The sequence below is a fragment of the Nocardioides alkalitolerans DSM 16699 genome (assembly GCF_000426525.1).
Classification (GTDB): domain Bacteria; phylum Actinomycetota; class Actinomycetes; order Propionibacteriales; family Nocardioidaceae; genus Nocardioides; species Nocardioides alkalitolerans.
The window spans coordinates 606,160-625,245 of the sequence record NZ_KE384533.1 but is presented as its reverse complement, the minus strand read 5'-3'; the positions used below and the strand labels follow the sequence as shown (position 1 = coordinate 625,245).

Annotated in this window: 17 protein-coding genes and 1 tRNA gene; 8 read left to right on the top strand and 10 right to left on the bottom strand. The window is 70.4% G+C overall.

Features of this window, described 5'->3' with window-relative positions:
* Nucleotides 1–118 precede the first annotated feature (118 nt).
* Nucleotides 119–1,048 carry an alpha/beta fold hydrolase gene (locus tag K329_RS0119785; protein WP_043644283.1) on the top strand — a complete coding sequence of 310 codons (930 nt, stop codon included), beginning with the start codon at nucleotides 119–121 and terminating at the stop codon, nucleotides 1,046–1,048.
* Nucleotides 1,049–1,160: 112 nt separating this feature from the next.
* Nucleotides 1,161–2,189: a hypothetical protein gene (locus tag K329_RS0119780; RefSeq protein WP_157571845.1), complete on the top strand. Its 1,029-nt coding sequence runs from the start codon at nucleotides 1,161–1,163 to the stop codon at nucleotides 2,187–2,189.
* A 49-nt stretch (nucleotides 2,190–2,238) separates the two neighbouring features.
* On the opposite strand, the gene K329_RS0119775 is transcribed toward K329_RS0119780, so the two are convergent.
* The 10 genes from K329_RS0119775 to dnaA all read right to left on the bottom strand — a co-directional run bounded on the left by K329_RS0119775 (nucleotide 2,239) and on the right by dnaA (nucleotide 15,300).
* On the bottom strand, nucleotides 2,239–2,583 hold the full coding sequence (locus tag K329_RS0119775) for a hypothetical protein (RefSeq protein WP_157571844.1): 345 nt from the start codon (nucleotides 2,581–2,583) through the stop codon (nucleotides 2,239–2,241).
* A 67-nt stretch (nucleotides 2,584–2,650) separates the two neighbouring features.
* A tRNA-Ile gene (locus K329_RS0119770) sits at nucleotides 2,651–2,727 on the bottom strand.
* A 113-nt stretch (nucleotides 2,728–2,840) separates the two neighbouring features.
* Entirely contained in the window at nucleotides 2,841–3,422 is a 582-nt protein-coding gene (locus K329_RS0119765) for a DUF3566 domain-containing protein (protein WP_028474400.1), read from the bottom strand.
* Nucleotides 3,422–6,079, bottom strand: coding sequence for a DNA gyrase subunit A (gyrA, locus tag K329_RS0119760; RefSeq protein ID WP_245596680.1), 2,658 nt, complete (start codon nucleotides 6,077–6,079; stop codon nucleotides 3,422–3,424). Before gyrA ends, K329_RS0119765 begins: the two co-directional genes overlap by 1 nt.
* A 129-nt stretch (nucleotides 6,080–6,208) precedes the next feature.
* Entirely contained in the window at nucleotides 6,209–8,377 is a 2,169-nt protein-coding gene (gene gyrB / locus K329_RS0119755) for a DNA topoisomerase (ATP-hydrolyzing) subunit B (RefSeq protein WP_028474398.1), read from the bottom strand.
* A gap of 526 nt (nucleotides 8,378–8,903) precedes the next feature.
* Nucleotides 8,904–9,566, bottom strand: a complete 663-nt coding sequence (locus K329_RS0119750; protein WP_028474397.1) for a DciA family protein — start codon at nucleotides 9,564–9,566, stop codon at nucleotides 8,904–8,906.
* Nucleotides 9,559–10,725 (bottom strand): DNA replication/repair protein RecF, encoded by a 1,167-nt coding sequence (gene recF / locus K329_RS0119745; protein ID WP_028474396.1) that lies wholly within the window; start codon nucleotides 10,723–10,725, stop codon nucleotides 9,559–9,561. Before recF ends, K329_RS0119750 begins: the two co-directional genes overlap by 8 nt.
* 89 nt (nucleotides 10,726–10,814) lie before the next feature.
* Complete coding sequence (gene gnd, locus K329_RS28215; protein WP_052337142.1) at nucleotides 10,815–11,768, bottom strand: phosphogluconate dehydrogenase (NAD(+)-dependent, decarboxylating); 954 nt, start codon at nucleotides 11,766–11,768, stop codon at nucleotides 10,815–10,817.
* 103 nt (nucleotides 11,769–11,871) lie between these two features.
* Nucleotides 11,872–13,011 (bottom strand): DNA polymerase III subunit beta, encoded by a 1,140-nt coding sequence (gene dnaN / locus K329_RS0119735; RefSeq protein ID WP_028474395.1) that lies wholly within the window; start codon nucleotides 13,009–13,011, stop codon nucleotides 11,872–11,874.
* Nucleotides 13,012–13,875: 864 nt separating this feature from the next.
* Nucleotides 13,876–15,300, bottom strand: a complete 1,425-nt coding sequence (gene dnaA, locus K329_RS0119730) for a chromosomal replication initiator protein DnaA (RefSeq protein WP_043644280.1) — start codon at nucleotides 15,298–15,300, stop codon at nucleotides 13,876–13,878.
* Nucleotides 15,301–15,798: 498 nt separating this feature from the next.
* Here dnaA and rpmH point away from each other — a divergent pair, with 498 nt between their 5' ends.
* From rpmH to rsmG, 6 genes are all read left to right on the top strand, one after another.
* Complete coding sequence (gene rpmH / locus K329_RS0119725) at nucleotides 15,799–15,936, top strand: 50S ribosomal protein L34 (RefSeq protein WP_028474393.1); 138 nt, start codon at nucleotides 15,799–15,801, stop codon at nucleotides 15,934–15,936.
* A gap of 23 nt (nucleotides 15,937–15,959) precedes the next feature.
* Complete coding sequence (gene rnpA, locus K329_RS0119720) at nucleotides 15,960–16,316, top strand: ribonuclease P protein component (RefSeq protein ID WP_028474392.1); 357 nt, start codon at nucleotides 15,960–15,962, stop codon at nucleotides 16,314–16,316.
* On the top strand, nucleotides 16,313–16,552 hold the full coding sequence (gene yidD / locus K329_RS0119715) for a membrane protein insertion efficiency factor YidD (RefSeq protein ID WP_028474391.1): 240 nt from the start codon (nucleotides 16,313–16,315) through the stop codon (nucleotides 16,550–16,552). The genes rnpA and yidD overlap by 4 nt, the downstream gene beginning before the upstream one ends.
* Before the next feature lie 18 nt (nucleotides 16,553–16,570).
* Nucleotides 16,571–17,581, top strand: a complete 1,011-nt coding sequence (gene yidC / locus K329_RS28210; RefSeq protein ID WP_043644276.1) for a membrane protein insertase YidC — start codon at nucleotides 16,571–16,573, stop codon at nucleotides 17,579–17,581.
* Nucleotides 17,582–17,621: 40 nt separating this feature from the next.
* On the top strand, nucleotides 17,622–18,185 hold the full coding sequence (locus K329_RS0119705) for a Jag family protein (protein WP_425411488.1): 564 nt from the start codon (nucleotides 17,622–17,624) through the stop codon (nucleotides 18,183–18,185).
* Nucleotides 18,186–18,273: 88 nt separating this feature from the next.
* Nucleotides 18,274–18,843: a 16S rRNA (guanine(527)-N(7))-methyltransferase RsmG gene (rsmG, locus tag K329_RS28205; RefSeq protein ID WP_342665413.1), complete on the top strand. Its 570-nt coding sequence runs from the start codon at nucleotides 18,274–18,276 to the stop codon at nucleotides 18,841–18,843.
* Nucleotides 18,844–19,086: the final 243 nt, after the last annotated feature.

The following is a 19,086-nucleotide window of genomic DNA, read 5'->3' as shown; positions in this document are numbered from 1 at the left end:
ACAGAGCCGTTGGCGAGGTTACCGCACCGATCTCACCCGTGACGCACCGGCGGAGTCGGGCTACTGTCCAGTAACGCGCGTCACACTGAGGTGACCGCCGAGGACCCTCGGGAGAACCATGAAGAAGCTGCTCCGCACCGCCGCGTGCGCCCTCACGCTCAGCCTCGGCGCGCTCGCCGCCGGCTCCGGTACGGCCGCGCAGGCCGCCACGACGACGTACAAAGAGGGCAATCTCGCCACCGCCGTCGCCAACTTCATCGTCAGCCCCGGCTACCTGCGCGGGGTCAACGACTGGAACTGCGTGCCCAGCCCCGAGCACCCCCAGCCGGTCGTGCTCGAGCACGCGACCTTCGTGAACCTCGGGTCCAACTTCGTGAAGCTCGCGCCGCGGCTGCGCAACGAGGGCTACTGCGTCTACGCGCAGAACTACGGCATGACGCTCCCCTCGCTCGGCCGCATCGGCGGGCTCGGGGCGGTCGACAGGTCCGTCGCCTCGTTCGGCGCGTTCGTCGACCAGGTACGCAGCCGCACCGGGTCCGACAAGGTCGATGTCGTCGGCCACAGCCAGGGCGGGCTCGTCGCCTACGCCTACATCAAGCAGGGTGGCGGCGCGAACAAGGTCGACGACTACGTCGCGTGGGGCGGCAGCCAGAACGGTACGACGCTCAACGGCCTCGCCACCCTCGGCAGCTCGCTGCGCATCCTCGGTTTCGTCGAGGGCTTCGCCGGCCTGCTCCAGGCGCCGGGCCTCACCGACCAGGCGCGCGGCAGCCGGTTCATGAACAACCTGCACGCCGACCCGACAGTCCCGGCCGGCCCCGACTACCTCACCATCCAGACGCGCTACGACACCGTCGTGACGCCGTACCAGACCCAGTCGATCGCCGGAGCCGAGAACGTCGTGCTCCAGGACCTCTGCCCGGCCAGCCGCGTCGGCCACGTCGGGCTGTTCCTCGACGAGCCCACGCTGCAGCTCACGGTGAACGCGCTCAACGACGGGCCCGCGGGCTTCCAGCCGACCTGCTCCGGGTTCGGTCCCGCTCTCTGACCCACCCCTCGTCCCGGCCGGGTCCGTCGTCATCGACGGGCCCGGCCGGTCGCACGTCCGGCAGCGCGCATCGCCATGTCCGCCCTCATGGTCGCGCCGCTCCGATGAAAGAATGCGGGACCGTCTGACGACGACCGACCCTGAAGGAGGCGACGACGCGATGACCGTCGGTCGCCGAGCATCGGTTCACACCCCCGCGGACGACGCAGCAGCGCGCTACGCGACGCTCATGCGAGGTCCGCGGATCGCAGCGCTCATCGGCGCTGGCACGGCACTCGCGACGTTGGCCGGCAACCTCCTCGTGCTCGAGCAGATGTCGGGGCTGCTGTTCGCCGTCACCGTCCCGGCGGCGCTCGTCTGCGCGGCGTCGATCCGCAACATCGTCAACTTCTCACCGCGCGCCGTCGCACGGCTGCAGCAGCTGACCGCATCGCTGGGTGGCAGGTTCTGGCTGTGGAAAACCGGAACGGGCGGACACAGCGGCACGCCGTTCGCCTATGGAGCCGAGCACGAGCGGTTCGGGGTCGTGGCCGGCACGCTCCATGGCATCCCGTTCGAGATGGGGCACCTGTCGTCGCAGGTGTCGACCCAGTACCGGGCACCGGGTGGTCGGCGGCACGGATACGTCGTCATCCGACTTCCCGAGCGGCTGCCGCACATGATCGTGAGCTTCGGGCACCTCTCGCGGGTCCTCGGCGTGAGGGTGGCTCCCGACCAGTGGCACCGGTCGCAGCGCGTCGATGTCGGCGGGGGACGCGACTTCCGGCTGTTCGTCGCCGACGGCGGCGAAGCTGCCGCTCGTGCGTTCTTCACTGCGGAGATCGTGGCGCTCTTCCAGCGCGTCGGACGCAGCTTCGACATCGAGATCAAGAACCGCAGCCTCTCCCTGCTCGCGGGCCGATCGCCGGCAGCGGGTTCCGAGCGTCGGTGGGCCGAGCAGTGGGGGCTGCTCGAGGAGGTCACGGGCTCGCTCGCGGGCTCGGAGGTCTGGAAAGCCGTGGGCAGGCAGAGCCGACGACTGCGGGACGAGCCGCTGCGTGCCGACATCGCGCGCGCGGTCGCCGTGGTGTTCGGCGTCGCAGCGATCGCCGTCGTCGTGCTGTCGCTCGTCGTGCTCACGGCGAGCGGTGTCATCGGCTGACGTCGGTGAGGCGTGACGACGTCTCCGACGGATCGCACGCGGCCCGGACCTACGGCTTCCGCAACGCCTTCGCGGGCACGTCGCTCTTCTCGACGTACCCCTCGTCGACCACGCGCTGCAGGAACGTCGCCACCGCCCAGCGCCGGGACTTGGCGGTGCGCACCCCCCACTCGAGGTGGTCCTCGTGCATGACCAGGCGCGACCACGGCACGACCCTCAGCACCCTGCCCCGCCGGCGCAGCTCGAGGCGGAAGACCAGGCTCGTCGCTCCCTGCCCCGGGCCGAGGCGGACGCCGCAGCGCAGCAGGTACGGCTCCGGGAGCTCGGGGAGCAGAAAGTCATCCGCACGCACCGCAGGCCACCGACGACGCCGGCCCCGCTTCTTCGCGCTCACCCCGATAACGCTACCGGCCCGAGAACGACGAACGCCCCACGGGAATCCCGTGGGGCGGTGGTCGTGGTGGTGGGCCTAACAGGACTTGAACCTGTGACCTCTTCCTTATCAGGGAAGCGCTCTAACCGTCTGAGCTATAGGCCCGGGGTGCGACGTCCAAGAGGCAGACTTCGCGTGGCGTACGCCGTACGCCGAGGCGTGACATTACCCCAACGCATCGGTGGCCGACAAAACGGCCCGTACGACGTCTGCGCTGCTCAGCGCTCGTCCTCCGCGAGGGTGACCTCGATGCCGCCGAGGAGCGCGGCGGCCATGTTGTAGAGGAAGGCACCCAGGGTGGCCATCGCGGTGATGAGCACGACGTCGACCGCCGAGATCAGCATCGTGAAGCCCAGCACGCGCTCCATGCCTACGTAGTTCTGCACGTCGAAGTCGCCCGCGCCGTCGGTGCCCGAGCCCAGGAGGTCGGCGATGGTCGAGTTGATCGAGTCCCACACGCCCGCGGCGCCGAGCACCGACCAGACGATGAAGACCGACACGACCGTGACGACCGCGAAGGCGATCGACAGCAGGAACGCCGTCTTCATGACCGACCAGGGGTCGATGCGGGTGAGGCGGAGCCGGGCCCGCCGTACGCGACGCTTGCGCGTCTCGGTGGTGGCGGTCGTCGACGACGCGCCCCCACCGGTGGCGGCCTTCTTCGCCGGAGCCCGCTCGGCGGGCGCCTTCTTCGCCGGAGCCTTCTTCGCGGCGGTCTTGCGCGGCGCTCCCCCGCGGGGGTTCGTCGGCAGGTCGCCGGTCGTGGTGGGTGCTCCGGAGCGGGGCGTGCTGTCGCTCATCAGGCCTCACCCTCGCTCTCGTCTGCGTCGTTCACGGTCTGGTTCTCGGTCGCGTCCTCGGAGATTGTTGCATCCGCCGCCGAATCCCCCGCGGTCTCGCCGACCTCGCCGGAGTCGACCGCGTCACCCTGCTCGGCCGCCTCCTCCTCGAGCAGCTCCTCCGTGCGGGCCTCGACCGAGCGGGCCACCACGGCGACCGCGTCGCCCAACTTCGGGCTCACGAACTTCACGCCCATGGTCGAGCGACCGGTGGCGCGGAAGTCGGCGTTGATCGGGCTGCGCACGACCTGGCCGGCCTGGGTGATGAGCATGACCTCGTCACCCTCCTCCACGATGAACGCGCCCACGAGCGACCCACGGTCCTCGTTGGCCAGCGCCATCGCCTTGATGCCGAGCCCGCCGCGCGACTGCGAGCGGTACTCGCTGATGCGTGTGCGCTTCGCGAAGCCGCCGTCGGTGATCGTGAAGACGTACTGCTCCTTCACGCCCGGCAGGTCGCCCGCGTCGGTCGACTCGCCGGCAGCCGCGGCAGCTGCCTCGGCCTCCTGCTCGGCCTGCACCTGCGACGACCGGATGACCGACATCGAGAGCATCGCGTCGCCCTCGCGGAACTTCATGCCCGTGACGCCCGACGTCGCGCGGCCCATCGGGCGCAGCTGCGAGTCGTCGGCCTGGAACCGGATGGCCTGGCCCTTGCGGGAGACCAGCAGGATCTCGTCGTTGTCGTCCACCAGCTCGGCGCCGATGAGCTCGTCGTCGTCCTCGCGGAAGTTGATCGCGATGACGCCGGCCTGCCGCGGCGAGTTGTAGTCGGCCAGGCGGGTCTTCTTCACGAGGCCGTTGCGCGTGGCCAGCACGAGGTACGGCGCCTGCGCGTAGTCGCGGATCGCGAGCACCTGCGCGATGTCCTCGTCGGGCTGGAAGCTGAGCAGCCCGGCCACGTGACCGCCCTTGGCGTCGCGCGACGCCTCCGGGAGGTTGTAGGCCTTCGTGCGGTAGACGCGACCGGCCGTGGTGAAGAACAGCAGCCAGTGGTGGTTGGTCGTCGAGATGAAGTGCTCGACCACGTCGTCACCGCGCAGCGTCGCGCCCCGCACGCCCTTGCCGCCCCGCTTCTGGGTGCGGTAGAGGTCGGACTTCGTGCGCTTGGCGTAGCCGCCCCGCGTGATGGAGACGACCAGGTCCTCGTCGGGGATCAGGTCTTCCATCGACATGTCGCCGGCGGCGGCGATGATCTGCGTACGGCGGTCGTTGCCGTACTTCTCGACCAGCGCGCCCAGCTCCTCGCCGATGATCTGGCGCTGGCGCGCCTCGCTGGCCAGGATGTCCTTGAGGTCGGCGATGAGCAGCTCGATCTCGGCGAGGTCGTCGATGATCTTCTGGCGCTGCAGGGCGGCCAGCGACCGCAGCTGCATCGCGAGGATCTCGTTGGCCTGCACCTCGTCGACGTCCAGCAGCTCCATGAGGCCGGTGCGCGCGGCGTCGGCGTCGGGGGAGTTGCGGATGAGCGTGATGACCTCGTCGAGCGCGTCGAGCGCCTTCACGAGGCCGCGCAGGATGTGGGCGCGGGTCTCGGCGCGACGCAGGCGGAACCGCGTACGACGCTGGATGACCTCGATCTGGTGCGTCACCCAGTTGCTGATGAACTGGTCGATGCTCAGCGTGCGCGGCACGCCGTCGACGAGCGCCAGCATGTTGGCGCTGAAGTTCGTCTGCAGCTCGGTGTGCTTGAGCAGGTTGTTGAGCACCACGCGGGCGACCGCGTCGCGCTTGAGCACGACGACGAGGCGCTGGCCCGTGCGGTCGGACGTGTCGTCGCGTACGTCGGAGATGCCCTGCACCTTGCCGGAGTCCGCCAGTTCGGCGATCTTCACGGCCAGGTTGTCGGGGTTGACCATGTAGGGCAGCTCGGTGATCACGAGGATCGTGCGGCCCTTGTTGTCCTCGTCAACGTCGATGACCGCGCGCTGCGTGATGGAGCCGCGCCCGGTGCGGTAGGCCTGCTCGATGCCCTGCTGGCCGACGATCGTCGCGCCGTTCGGGAAGTCGGGGCCCTTGATGCGCTCCAGCAGCGCGTCGAGCAGCTCCTCGCGGGAGGCGTCGGGGTGCTCGAGCGCCCACTGCGCGCCCGCCGCCACCTCCTTGAGGTTGTGGGGCGGGATGTTCGTCGCCATGCCGACCGCGATGCCGGCCGAGCCGTTCACCAGCAGGTTCGGGTAGCGCGCGGGGAGCACCGTCGGCTCCGACGACCGGCCGTCGTAGTTCGGCTGGAAGTCGACCGTGTCTTCCTCGATGTCGCGCACCATCTCGAGCGCGAGGGGCGCCATCCGGCACTCCGTGTATCGCATCGCCGCGGCGGAGTCGTTGCCCGGCGAGCCGAAGTTGCCCTGGCCCTGCACCAGCGGGGCGCGCATGACCCACGGCTGCGCGAGGCGCACGAGGGTGTCGTAGATCGCCGTGTCGCCGTGCGGGTGGTACTGACCCATCACGTCGCCGACGACGCGGGAGCACTTGGAGAACCCGCGGTCGGGGCGGTAGCCCCCGTCGTACATCGCGTAGAGCACCCGACGGTGCACGGGCTTCAAGCCGTCGCGTACGTCGGGCAGCGCGCGCCCGACGATGACCGCCATGGCGTAGTCGATGTAGGCGCGCTGCATGGACGTCTGCAGCTCGACCGGCTCGACACGTCCGCCGGGTCCGGGGGTCGCGGCGCCGTCGGTGGGCGTCTCAGTCACGATTGCTCTCTCTCCGTGGTTCTATCGATGTCTAGGGTTTTTGCTAGCGACCTAGATATCGAGGAATCGAACGTCCTTGGCGTTGCGCTGGATGAACGAGCGGCGCTGCTCGACGTCCTCGCCCATGAGGATCGAGAAGATCTCGTCCGCGTGGGCGGCGTCGTCCAGGGTCACCTGGAGCATGAGGCGCTGGTCGGGGTCCATCGTGGTCTCCCACAGCTCCTTGGCGTTCATCTCGCCGAGACCCTTGTAGCGCTGCACCGGGTTCTCCTTGGGCAGCTTCTTGCCCTCCGCCTGGCCGTCGCGCAGCAGCGCGTCGCGCTCGGCGTCGGAGTAGACGAACTCGTGCGCCGCCGGCTTGTTCCAGCGCAGGCGGTAGAGCGGGGGCTGCGCCATGTAGACGTAGCCCTGCTCGATCAGGGGGCGCATGAAGCGGAAGAGCAGCGTCAGCAGCAGCGTGTTGATGTGGTGGCCGTCGACGTCGGCGTCGGCCATCAGCACGACCTTGTGGTAGCGCAGCTTGCTCTCGTCGAACTCCTCCTGGATGCCCGTGCCGAGCGCGGAGATGATCGACTGCACCTCGGAGTTGCCCAGCACCTTGTCGATGCGGGCCTTCTCGACGTTGAGGATCTTTCCGCGGATCGGCAGGATCGCCTGGATGCGCGGGTCGCGGCCCTGACGGGCCGAGCCACCGGCGGAGTCACCCTCGACGATGAACACCTCGCACTCGGCGGGGTTGTTCGACTGGCAGTCCGACAGCTTGCCCGGCAGGCCCGCGGAGCCCAGGAGGCCCTTGCGGTTGCGGGCCAGCTCGCGCGCCTTGCGGGCGGCGACGCGGGCGTTGGCCGCGGCCTGCGACTTGCGGACGATGTCCTTGCCCTCGGCAGGGTTGCGCTGGAACCAGTCGCCGAGCTGGTCGTTCACGAGGCGCTGCGTGAAGCCCTTCGCCTCGGTGTTGCCGAGCTTCGTCTTCGTCTGGCCCTCGAACTGGGGCTCGCCGAGCTTGATGGAGATGATCGCGGTCAGACCCTCACGGATGTCGTCACCCGTGACGCGGTCCTCCTTCTTCTTCATCAGCCCCCACTCCTCGCCCCAGTTGTTGACCAGGGAGGTGAGCGCCGAGCGGAAGCCCTCCTCGTGGGTGCCGCCCTCGTGCGTGTTGATCGTGTTCGCGAAGGTGTGCACCGACTCCGTGTAGGAGGTGTTCCACTGCATCGCGACCTCGAGGCTCATGTGGTTCTCCTGGCTGTCAGGAGTCTCCGCCTCGAACGAGATGATCGTCGGGTTCGCCGCCTGCTTCGAGCGGTTGAGGTGCTCGACGTAGTCGACCAGGCCGCGGTCGAACTTGAAGACCTGCTCCAGGCCGCCGCCCTCGCCGCGCTTGATGCCGGTCGGACCCCCGTCGACCTCCTCGTCGATCGTGATGTCCTCCACCGCGTCGACCAGGTCGGAGGCCGCGGCGCGGTCGTCGCGCACGACGATCTCGAGGCCCTTGTTGAGGAAGGCCATCTCGCGGATGCGGGAGGTGATCGTCTCGAGCGAGTACGTCGTGGTCTCGAAGGTGTCGGGGCTGGCCCAGTAGGTCACCGTCGTGCCGGTGCGCTCGCCCGGCTCCATCTCGCGGACCTGCTCGAGACCGCCGTCGGGCACGCCGTGCGTGAAGGACTGGCGCCACAGGTGGCCGCGGTTCTTCACCTCGACGATGAGGTGGGTCGACAGCGCGTTGACGACGGAGACACCCACGCCGTGCAGACCGCCGGAGACCTTGTAGCCGCCGCCGCCGAACTTGCCGCCGGCGTGCAGGAGCGTGAGCGCCATCGTGACGGCGGGCAGCTCCTGGCCGGGTGCGGTGTCGGTGGGGATGCCGCGGCCGTTGTCCTCGACCCGGATCGCGCCGTCGTCCTGCAGCGTCAGCACGATGCGGTCGCAGTGGCCGGCGAGCGACTCGTCGACCGCGTTGTCGACGATCTCCCAGATCAGGTGGTGCAGACCGCGGACACCGGTCGAGCCGATGTACATGCCCGGGCGCTTGCGCACCGCCTCGAGGCCCTCGAGCACCTGGATCGCGGACGCGTCGTACTCACCGTCGTCGACCAGCGAGGCCGAGACCTTCGCCTCGGGATCGGGCTGCGCCTCGGCCGCCGGGGTGGCGTCGGGCTCGGCTCCGGAGTCCTCCGGGGTGGGCTCTGCGGGGGTGGGCTCGACCTGCTCGTCGCTCACGCGGTTCCTCTTCTCTCGACCCAGGACGACCGCACGGGTCGCCGGACGCACACGGTGGTCACCCTCGACATCGGAGCGCTGCACCGCCGGCGTCGGCCGGCAGGGGCTCCGCGAGCGACCACCGTCGTCCAGTCTAGCGGCGTGCACGGCCCCGTCCACGCCCACCCGCCGATCTGTGGAGGGGTGTCGGCATCTGAAATGCCCTCAGGCGGTCTCGGAGGGGGTCCCGGAGCGCCTCCCGGGGGTCCGGATGGGGTCCCCCTTGTCAGCCGACCCCGCAGATCGTCTCCTGCGGCCTCAGGGTCGGATCGGTGTCGCGATCTCCACCGGCGCTCCGTCCGCGCGGTCGGTGGCGGTCGCGGCGGGGCGGATCGCGGTAGGAGATACCCGTCCTACGGGTACGAGGTACCGCGAACAGTGGGGCGTCGCCGTACGACCCCCACCCACCCAGCCGGGCGCGGACTGAGCCCCTCACCCTCCACCGGCGGGAGTCCGCACCCCCCGGGGCGATCGGCCGCATCCGAGCTCAGCCGTACGTGTCCCGCGGCCCGCGCCCGTCGCGCACCGACCGCGCGCCCTTCTTCCACGTCGGGCCCTGCGGGCCGAGCACCTCGATCACCGTGACGGTGCCGTGGCCCAGCTCCTCGTTGAGGCGTCGTACGACGCTCGGGGCCAGCAGCCTCAGCTGCGTCGCCCACGCGGTGGAGTCGGTGCGCACCGTGAGCTTGCCGTCGGCGAAGGACTCCGGGGTGCAGTGGCCGCCGATGTCGTCGCCGACCAGCTCGGCCCAGCGCCCGAAGACGCCGTGCACGCGCAGGTCGACCTCCCACCCGCGCTGCGCGACGACGCGGCCGAGCTCGCGGTCGAGGCTCTGGGGGTCGCGGCCGTCGGGTCCGGGTCCGGAGAACGTGGGTCCCGTACGACGCCCGCGGCGCCGCCACCCACCGGCCTCGCTGCCGCCACCCGCGCCGAACCCGCCGCGGCCGCCCGCCGTACGACGCCCGCCCGTCGCCGGGTTGCCGCCCGCAGCGGCCGCCGCCTTGGCCGCCGCCCGGGCGAGGTCGAGGCCGGAGGCGTCGTGCGGCTCGGGCTCCGGGGTGATCTCGTCGGCGGACCCGTCGTCGGCGGGGGAGTCCGGGGAGTCGCCGGGGGAGTCGCCGGGGGAGTCAGGGGAGTCGTCGTCAGGCATCGTCGCGGACCTCGCCGTCGGCGACCCGGAACCGCGCCCCGGCCAGCGCCTTCGGCACGTCCTCGGCGACGGCCGCTGTCACCAGCACCTGCTCCGCGCCGGCGACGAGCTCGGCGAGCTGGTCGCGCCGGCCGCTGTCGAGCTCGGCGAAGACGTCGTCGAGCACGAGGATCGGGTCGTCGCCGTCGTCGCGCAGCAGGTCGTACGACGCCAGCCGCAGCGCCAGCGCGTACGACCAGGACTCCCCGTGCGAGGCGTACCCCTTCACCGGCAGCCGGGTCTCGGCCGACGCCAGCGACAGCAGCAGCTCGTCGCGGTGGGGGCCGACGAGGGAGTGGCCGCGCACCAGCTCGTCCTTGAGGCGCTCCTCGAGCCGCGCGAGGAACGGCTCGGTGAGCTCGGCGGCCGTCGGCGTCGGGCGACCGTCGGCGGGTTCGGGGGTGTCGAAGGAGGAGCGGTAGACCAGGTCGGCGTCGTCGCGGCCGGCGCCGCGGGCCACGGCGGCGTAGGCCTTCGCGACGTACGGGCGCAGGTCGTGGGCCAGCTGCAGGCGCGCGGCGAGCAGCTCGGCACCGACGGTCACGAGGTGGCTGTTCCACACCTCGAGCGTCGAGAGCGCACCCTCCTGCGAGCTGGAACCGCGGCGCGCGGCCCCGGCCGTCTTCAGCAGCGTGTTGCGCTGGCGCAGGATGCGGTCGTAGTCGCTGCGGACGCCGGCGAGGCGCGGCGTGCGCAGCACGAGGAGGTCGTCGAGGAACGCTCGGCGGTCGGTCGGGTCGCCCTTGACGAGCGCGAGGTCGTCGGGCGCGAAGACGACCGTGCGCACCAGGCCCACGATCTCGCGGGCCCGCGGCAGCTGGGCGCGGTTGACCCGCGCACGGTTCGCCTTGCCCGGGTTGATCTCGACCTCGAGCGTCGCCGTACGCCCGTCGCGCACCACCGCCGCGCGCACCACGGCCTGGTCGGCGCCGTGCCGCACGAGGGGGGCGTCGCTCGCGACGCGGTGGGAGGCGAGACGGGAGAGGTAGTCGATCGCCTCGACGAGGTTGGTCTTGCCCTGGCCGTTGCGACCGACGAAGGCCGTGACGCCCGGCTCGAGGGGCAGCTCGAGGGTCGGGTACGACCGGAAGTCGTGCAGGGAGAGGTGAGCGACGTGCACGACTCAGCCTCCCTTCGGTCGTCCGAAGCACGGCGCGTCACCCGGGGCAACGGTCGGCGCCGGCCCCGGGTGCGCGCAGCGACGTACGGTCAGTCGCCCGACTCGGTGCGGGCGGGGTGGGCCGTGCCCTCCTGCTCGCCCGACTCCGGGGCGTCGCCTCCGGCCGGGGCGGCGGTGTGGACGGCGTGGCCGCCGAACTGGTTGCGCATGGCCGCGACGGCCTTCATCGCGGGGGAGTCGTCCTGGCGGGAGACGAAGCGGGCGTAGAGCGCGGCCGTGATCGCGGGCGTCGCGACGGCGTGCTCGATGCCGGCCTCGACGGTCCAGCGACCCTCGCCCGAGTCGTCGGCGTACCCGCGGATCGAGCCCAGGGCCGGGTCGTCGTCCAGCGCCGCGACCAGGAGGTCGAGCAGCCAGGAGCGGATGACCGTGCCCTCGCGCCACGAGCGGAAGACCTCGGTGACGTTCTCGACCTCGTCGGCGGCCTCGAGCAGCTCCCAGCCCTCCGCGTAGGACTGCATCACGGCGTACTCGATGCCGTTGTGCACCATCTTCGAGAAGTGGCCGGCGCCGACCTTGCCGGCGTGCACGGAGCCGAACTCGCCCTCGGGGCGCAGTGCGTCGAACGCCGGCTGCACCTTCGCGATGTCCTCCTCCGACCCGCCGTACATCAGCGCGTAGCCGTTCTCCAGGCCCCAGACCCCGCCGGAGACGCCGCAGTCGACGAAGCCGATGCCCTTCTCGGCGAGCTGGGCGGCGTGGGCCTTGTCGTCGGTCCAGCGCGAGTTGCCGCCGTCGACGACGAGGTCGCCCTCGCTGAGCAGCTCGCCCAGCGTGGTGATCGTGTCGTGCGTCGGCTGGCCGGAGGGCACCATCACCCAGACGACCTTGGGGGAGGGGAGCGCCTCGACGAGCGCCTCGAGGCTGTCGACGTCGGCGAGGTCGGGGTTGCGGTCGAAGCCGACGACCGTGTGGCCGCCGCGGCGCAACCGCTCACGCATGTTGCCGCCCATCTTGCCGAGTCCGATGAGGCCGATGTCCATGAGGATCTCCTGGGATCGCGTGACTGCGGGGAACGGGTACGACGGTACGTGCGGGGGCTCCGTCCGACGCGACGCCCGGGGGCGTGACGTCGGACGCAGGACGTCAGGACAGCAGGCGGCGCGGCATGAGCAGGTAGCGGAACCCGGGGTCGTCGTCACCCTCGGGCACCACGCCGCTCATCACCACGGGCTTCGAGGCCTGGGTGAACGCGAGCTGCACGGTCGACTGGTCGATCGCGCCGAGCCCGTCGAGCAGGAACTGGGGGTTGAAGCCGGTGACGATGTCGCCGCCGTCGATGTCGGCCTCGATCGACTCCGAGGCCTGGGCCTCGTCGCCCGAGCCGGCATCGAGCGTGAGCACGCCGTCGCTGAAGGCGAGCTGCACGGCCGTGTTGCGCTCCGCGACGAGCGAGACGCGCTTGACCGACTCGATGAGCGCGGCCTTCTCGATCTTGGCGATCGTGAGGTGCTCGTTGGGGAACAGGCTGCGGACCTTGGGGAACTCGCCGTCGAGCAGGCGGGTCGTCGTACGACGCGTGCCGCCGTTCGCCGCACCCTCGAAGCCGATGATGCCGTCGCCCTGGCCGCTGGCGGCGAGCGCGATGGTCACGTCGCTGCCGGCGGTGAGGGACTTGGCCGTGTCGGCGAGGACCTTCGCCGGGATCAGCGCGGCGAGGGACTCGTCGGGGGTGTTCGGGCTCCACTCGAGCTCGCCCTGCGAGAGGCGGAAGCGGTCGGTGGCCAGCAGCGAGATGGTCGAGCCGTCGATCTCGATGCGCACACCGGTGAGCACCGGGAGCATGTCGTCGCGACCGGCGGCCGTGACGGCCTGGGCGACGGCGTGCGCGAAGGCGTCGCTGCGGGCGGTGCCCGTGGCGGTCGGCATCTGGGGGAGCGTCGGGTAGTCCTCGACCGGCAGCGTCTGGAGCGTGAACCGCGCCGAGCCGCAGACCAGCGAGACGCGGGAGCCCTCGAGCGTCATCTCGACCGGCTTGTTCGGGAGGCTGCGGGTGATGTCGGCGAGCAGCCGGCCGCTGACCAGCACGGTGCCGTCGTCGGTGACCTCGGCCGCGAGCGTGGCGCGGGCGGAGGTCTCGTAGTCGAACGTGGAGAGCACCAGGCCCTCGTCCCCCGCCTGGATGAGCAGACCGGCGAGCACGGGGACGCTGGGACGCACGGGCAGGCTGCGCGCGGCCCAGGCCACGGCATCGGCCAGGACGTCGCGTTCGACGCGGAACTTCACTGCTGGTCCTCCTGGTCGGGGTCCGTCGTGGCGCACTTTCGAATCACACACGCGACTGCACGCGGATCGGGAGTCGAATCCTGCCACGTCCGTCCAGCGGCGGACACCGGGCGGTGCGGATCGGTGTCGTTCGGGGGCGTCGCGGGTCGTCGTGGGGGTAGCGAGCTGCGCTGCGGGTTGCGGTGTCAGCGACAGGGCGGACGGGGCGCTGACACCGCGACCCGCTCCGAGGGTCGTTGGCAGCTCCTAGGAGACGCCCGTCGGCACGCTCCCGAGCGGCTGTTTGTCATTCGCTCGACCGAGTTCTCCCCAGGTCGGGGCCCGGGAGTCGTTGGTGAGGAAGTTGATCCGTAGATGGGCACGTAGGAGTCATAGGAGCTGTGGAATCTGGGGAGAACTCCGATCGGCCCAGGTCAGCGCCGCGAAGGCCTGTGCACTCACAGGGCACTCGACCCCCTGTGAACCTGTGGGCCCCTGGGGAGCGGAGGGCGCCGTACCGATCTCGTCCCCAGCTGTGCACAGGCCCTGGGGACGACTGGCCGGGTGGGTGCACACGCGGCTCCACATCTCACACCGTTGTCATTCACGGTGCCCGCGAGCGTGTGATTCGGGGGTCGCGGGACGACACGGGACGGAGCGCGGAGGTCATCCGAACGGTGGCTCCGGAGGCACGATCCGGATGACGTCCGGTCCCGGGGCGACGCGGCCCGAGCAGGACGTCATACGACGGGTGGGTCCGGCGCCACGATCGGGATGACGTCCGCCCCCCGGGAAAGGTCCGGCCGGCGAGCGTCACGCCGTACGGCGCGAGCCCCACGTGGGCGCCTCCACGCCGTACGGCGCGGGCCACCCTCACGCAGGCCCTCAGGAGCTCTGGCGCGCCTGCATCTTGATGCGGTTGGTCAGCTCGCTCACCTGGTTGAAGACGGAGCGGCGCTCGGCCAGCAGCTGGTTGATCTTGTTGTTGGCGTACATGACCGTCGTGTGGTCGCGGTTGCCGAACTGGGCGCCGATCTTGGGCAGTGACAGCTCGGTGAGCTCGCGGCAGAGGTACATCGCGATCTGGCGGCCCTGCACGAGGTGGCGGCCGCGGCTGGGTCCGGTGAGGTCGTCGATGGCCACGCCGAAGTACGCCGCGGTCTGCGCGATGATCGCCGCCGCCGTGATCTCGGGCTCGCCGCCCTCGGGGATGAGGTCCTTGAGCACGATCTCGGCGAGCGTCAGGTCGACCTCCTGACGGTTCAGGTTCGCGAAGGCCGTGACGCGGATGAGGGCGCCCTCGAGCTCGCGGATGTTCGTCTGGATCTTCGAGGCGATGAACTCGAGCACGTCCGGGGGCGCGGTGAGGCGGTCCATCGCGGCCTTCTTGCGCAGGATCGCGATGCGGGTCTCGAGGTCGGGCGGCTGCACGTCGGTGATGAGGCCCCACTCGAACCGGTTGCGCAGCCTGTCCTCCAGCGCCTCGAGGCGCTTCGGCGGGCGGTCGGAGGTGAGCACGATCTGCTTGTTCGCGTTGTGGAGCGTGTTGAAGGTGTGGAAGAACTCCTCCTGCGTCTGGGTCTTCCCCTCCAGGAACTGGATGTCGTCGATGAGCAGCACGTCGACGTCGCGGTAGCGGCGCTTGAACCGGTCCTGCCGGTCGTCGCGGATGGCGTTGATGAACTCGTTCGTGAACTCCTCGCTCGACACGTAGCGGACCTTCGCGCCGGCGTAGAGGCTGCGCACGTAGTGACCGATGGCGTGGAGCAGGTGGGTCTTCCCGAGGCCGGATTCCCCGTAGACCATCAGCGGGTTGTAGGCCTTGCCGGGCGCCTCGGCCACCGCGACCGCGGCGGCGTGGGGGAACCGGTTCGACGAGCCGATGACGAAGGTCTCGAACGTGTACTTGGGGTTGAGCCGCGTCTCGAGGGCCGAGGCCGGGCGCTGCTGGGGCGCGGGCTCGACCGGCGGGGGCTCGTCGTCGAAGTAGCGATCTGTCGACATATCGCTTTGTCGGTCATCGGAGACGGTCTCGGTCGGTCCGGTGGTCGCCTCGGTCTCGAGCGCGGGGTTGACCGTGACGGCGATGCGGATCTCGTGGCCGAAGGACTCGCTCAGCGCGTCCTCGATCTGGGGGCGCAGGCGACCCTCGAGCTGCCCGCGCGTGAACTCGTTCGGCACCGCGATGATGGCGGTCGACTCGTGCAGCGTCATCGGCTCGCTGGCGTGGAGCCACGCACGCTGGTGGGCCTGGAGGTCGGCGAGCACCGTCCTCCACGCCGTGGCGAGATCGGTCGATCCCTGGTCCATCGGGGCTCCTTCGGTCGTCGTGCCGCTACTGCCGGCGCCCCTGATCCTGCCTCATGTCCCCGGTGATTCCACAACCTTCTCCACAGCTTGTGCAGAAGTCGGGGGTGCGACGGGCGGGACCGTCGTGGGGTCGTCGCCCCAGGGTCGCACGCAGCACGTCGTGGCTGCTCAGGGTGCGCGTGACGACCCCGGGAGCCCCACCGCCGAGGCCCTCGTCCGCGTACGGCGGGGGCCCGCGCCGAGCAGTCACGACCTTGCTCTCGATGCTCCCCGTCCGTACGGTCGAGACAACGTTGTCCACAGGGTCGCGAGGGTTTGACCCTCTCCCTGCTCAACGCGTACCGTTCCAAGGTCGCCGGGAGTGTCGACCGGTGCCGCATGTCCACGGAAGCCTGCTCGTCAGGTGACCGCCGTGGGCGGGCGGTGCCAGCCGAAAGGCGACGCCGTACTCCCGCATGACGTGGACAGTCCCCGATATACCGGATCCGGAGAAGACTCGTGAGCAAGCGTACGTTCCAGCCGAACAACCGTCGTCGTCACAAGGTGCACGGCTTCCGCCTGCGCATGCGGACCCGTGCGGGCCGCGCGATCCTGTCGCAGCGGCGCCGCAAGGGCCGCAAGGACCTGGCTGTCTGAGCCGACCACACCGACGTCCTGCCGTGCTGCCCCGCGAGCTGCGGATGCGTGACGGCGGAGACTTCGCGGTCGCGGTCCGCAAGGGCCGGCGCGCAGGTTCGCGCACCGTCGTGTGTCACTGGGCCGGCGCGGAGGATCCCCTCCGCGTCGGCTTCGTCGTGAGCAAGGCAGTGGGCGGGTCGGTCGTCCGCAACCGGGTCAAGCGCCGGTTGCGGCACGTCGTGCGCGAGCTGACGGAGGCGTCGGCGCTCCCGGCCACGGGTCTCCTCGTGGTCCGGGCGCTCCCGGCCGCTGCCGACGCGACGTCGGTCGAGCTGACCGACGACGTACGGCGCACGTCCGGCCGCGCGACGCGTCCTGCGGACGCGGTGTCGTCGTGAAGTACCTGCTCATCGGGTTCCTGCGGCTCTACCGGACCTTCATCAGCCCGCTGTACGGCCAGGTCTGCCGCTACTACCCGTCGTGCTCGGCGTACGCGCTCGAAGCAGTGACGGTCCATGGGAGCATCCGTGGATCGTGGCTCTCTGTGCGGCGTCTGTCACGCTGTCACCCGTGGGCCGCGGGCGGCTACGACCCCGTGCCCGAGCGCCGTACGCCCACGGTGCAACGACCCTGAGTTCGAGGAGCCCAGCAAGTGTTCGAATTCTTCGGAACCATCGGCGGCGCGATCATGACGCCGCTGTACTACGTGATCTCGGCCGTGATGCTGGGGTTCCACACGGTGCTGTCGACGTTCCTCCCCGACGACTCCGGGGCGACGTGGCTCCTCTCGATCGTGGGTCTCACGATCGTCATCCGTGCGGCCCTGATCCCGCTCTTCGTGAAGCAGATCAAGTCGAGCCGCAACATGGCGCTGCTGCAGCCCCAGGTGCGTGAGCTGCAGAAGAAGTACAAGCACGACCGCGAGAAGCTCGCCGCAGAGACGATGAAGCTCTACAAGGAGGCGGGCACCAACCCGTTCGCCTCGTGCCTGCCGATCCTGCTGCAGATGCCGATCTTCTTCGCGCTGTTCCGACTGATCGACCAGGCGGCCAAGAAGGGCACGCCCCACGGGTTCCTCGACCGTGAGCTGGCGGAGAACTTCGGTGGCTCCGAGCTCTTCGGCATCCCCATCGCCGACACCTTCATCAGCAACGGCGGCAACGTCTCCGTCAGTGTCCTGGCGGCCATCCTCGTGGCCTCCATGACCGCCACGACGTTCCTCACCCAGCGCCAGCTGATGAGCAAGAACATGCCGCCGGAGGCCCTCACCGGTCCCTACGCGCAGCAGCAGAAGATGCTCCTCTACGTGCTCCCGGTGGTCTTCGCCGTCGGTGGTGTGGCCTTCCCGATCGGCGTCCTCGTCTACTGGACGACGTCGAACCTGTGGACGATGTGCCAGCAGTTCTACGTGATCCGTCGCAACCCGGCCCCCGGTACGCCGGCGGCCGCAGCGAAGCTGGAGCGCGACAAGGAGAAGGCGGCCCGCAAGGGTGGCGGCGCCGTGGCGCTGGACAAGAAGGTCGAGGCCGAGCCGGTGGTCGAGGAGCAGCCGCGGGTGCGCCAGCAGCCGCAGCGCCAGACCAAGGCCCAGCGCACCCAGCCGAAGGCCGGCGGCCCGAAGAAGCCGGCGTCGAAGAGTGCACCGACCAAGAAGAAGCGTTGAACGTCCTCACCAGGACGTCGTTGATGAAGGGGTGGGCCCAGTGACGGGTACGACGGACACCGGCGTGGAGCCGGAGCAGACGCAGGAGACCGAGGCCGTGGAGGCCGTCGAGGAGACGTCGACGGACGCCGCCGAGCCCAGCGCGCGCGTGTCGCGCCTGGAGCAGGAGGGCGACATCGCCGCGGACTACCTCGAGGAGCTGCTCGACATCGCGGACCTCGACGGCGACCTGGACATCGACGTGGAGGGTGACCGTGCGTCGGTCTCCATCGTGGGTGCCGACCTCTCGCAGCTGGTGGGCGCCAAGGGCGAGGTGCTGGACGCGCTCCAGGAGCTCACCCGGCTGGCGGTCTACCGGGAGACCGGGGAGCGCTCGCGCCTCATGCTGGACATCTCCGGGCACCGCGCCGAGAAGCGTGCGGCCCTCGAGAAGATCGCGGCCGACGCCATCGCCGACGTGAGGTCGTCGAAGGAGAAGGTGTCCCTGGACGCCATGTCGCCGTTCGAGCGCAAGGTGGTGCACGACGCCGTGGCCGCCGCCGGACTGGTGTCGGAGTCCGAGGGCGTCGAGCCCCGCCGCTTCGTCGTGATCCTGCCGGAGTGACGATCTCCTGATGGACGACGTTTCACGTGAAACGCCCCCCGTGCCCGCTGAGGCCCGGGGGGTGTTTGACGTCGAGCGGTGGCCCCTCATGACCGCGTACGCCGACCTCCTGGCGGACGCGGGCGTGGTGCGGGGCCTCATCGGTCCCCGCGAGGTGCCCCGCCTCTGGGAGCGCCACCTCCTGAACTGTGCGGTCGTGACGGACGTCCTCCCCCACGACGCGACCGTCGCCGACGTCGGTACGGGGGCGGGTCTCCCCGGCGTCGTCCTGGCCATCCGGCGCCCGGACCTGCAGGTGACCCTGATCGAGCCGCTGCAGCGACGGGTGACCTTCCTCCAGGAGGTCGTCGACGAGCTGGCACTCGACAACGTCGAGGTCGTCCGAGCCCGCGCCGAGGAGGTGCACGGCGCCCGCACCTTCGACGTCGTCACGTCCCGGGCGGTGGCCGCCCTGACGAAGCTGGCGGGCTGGTCGATGCCCCTCGTCCGTCGGGACGGTGTGCTGCTGGCCATGAAGGGCTCGAGTGCCGCCGAAGAGGTGGCAGGGTCGGCTCAGGCACTGCGACGCTGGTCCTCCCGCCCCGCCGAGGTGCTCGAGGTGGGCGGTGACGTGGTCTCTCCCCCGACCACGTTGGTCCGAGTGGTGCGTACGAAGTGAGATCGTTAGGTTGAGTGCTCGGCCCACCGCGGTGAGCGTCGACGCGGCCCGACGGGGCTGAGAGTTGTACACAGGGCTTTTCCGCGCGGTTGTAGGCCGTCTGGACCAGTTCTCCACAGATTGATGGTGTCTATCCACACCATGAGGCAAAGGGTTGATGACGTGGTTTCACGTGAAACAGGCAACGAGAACGGCGCCCCGGCGCCGTACCGCGTGCGCACCGCCGCGGATCTCGCCGAGACC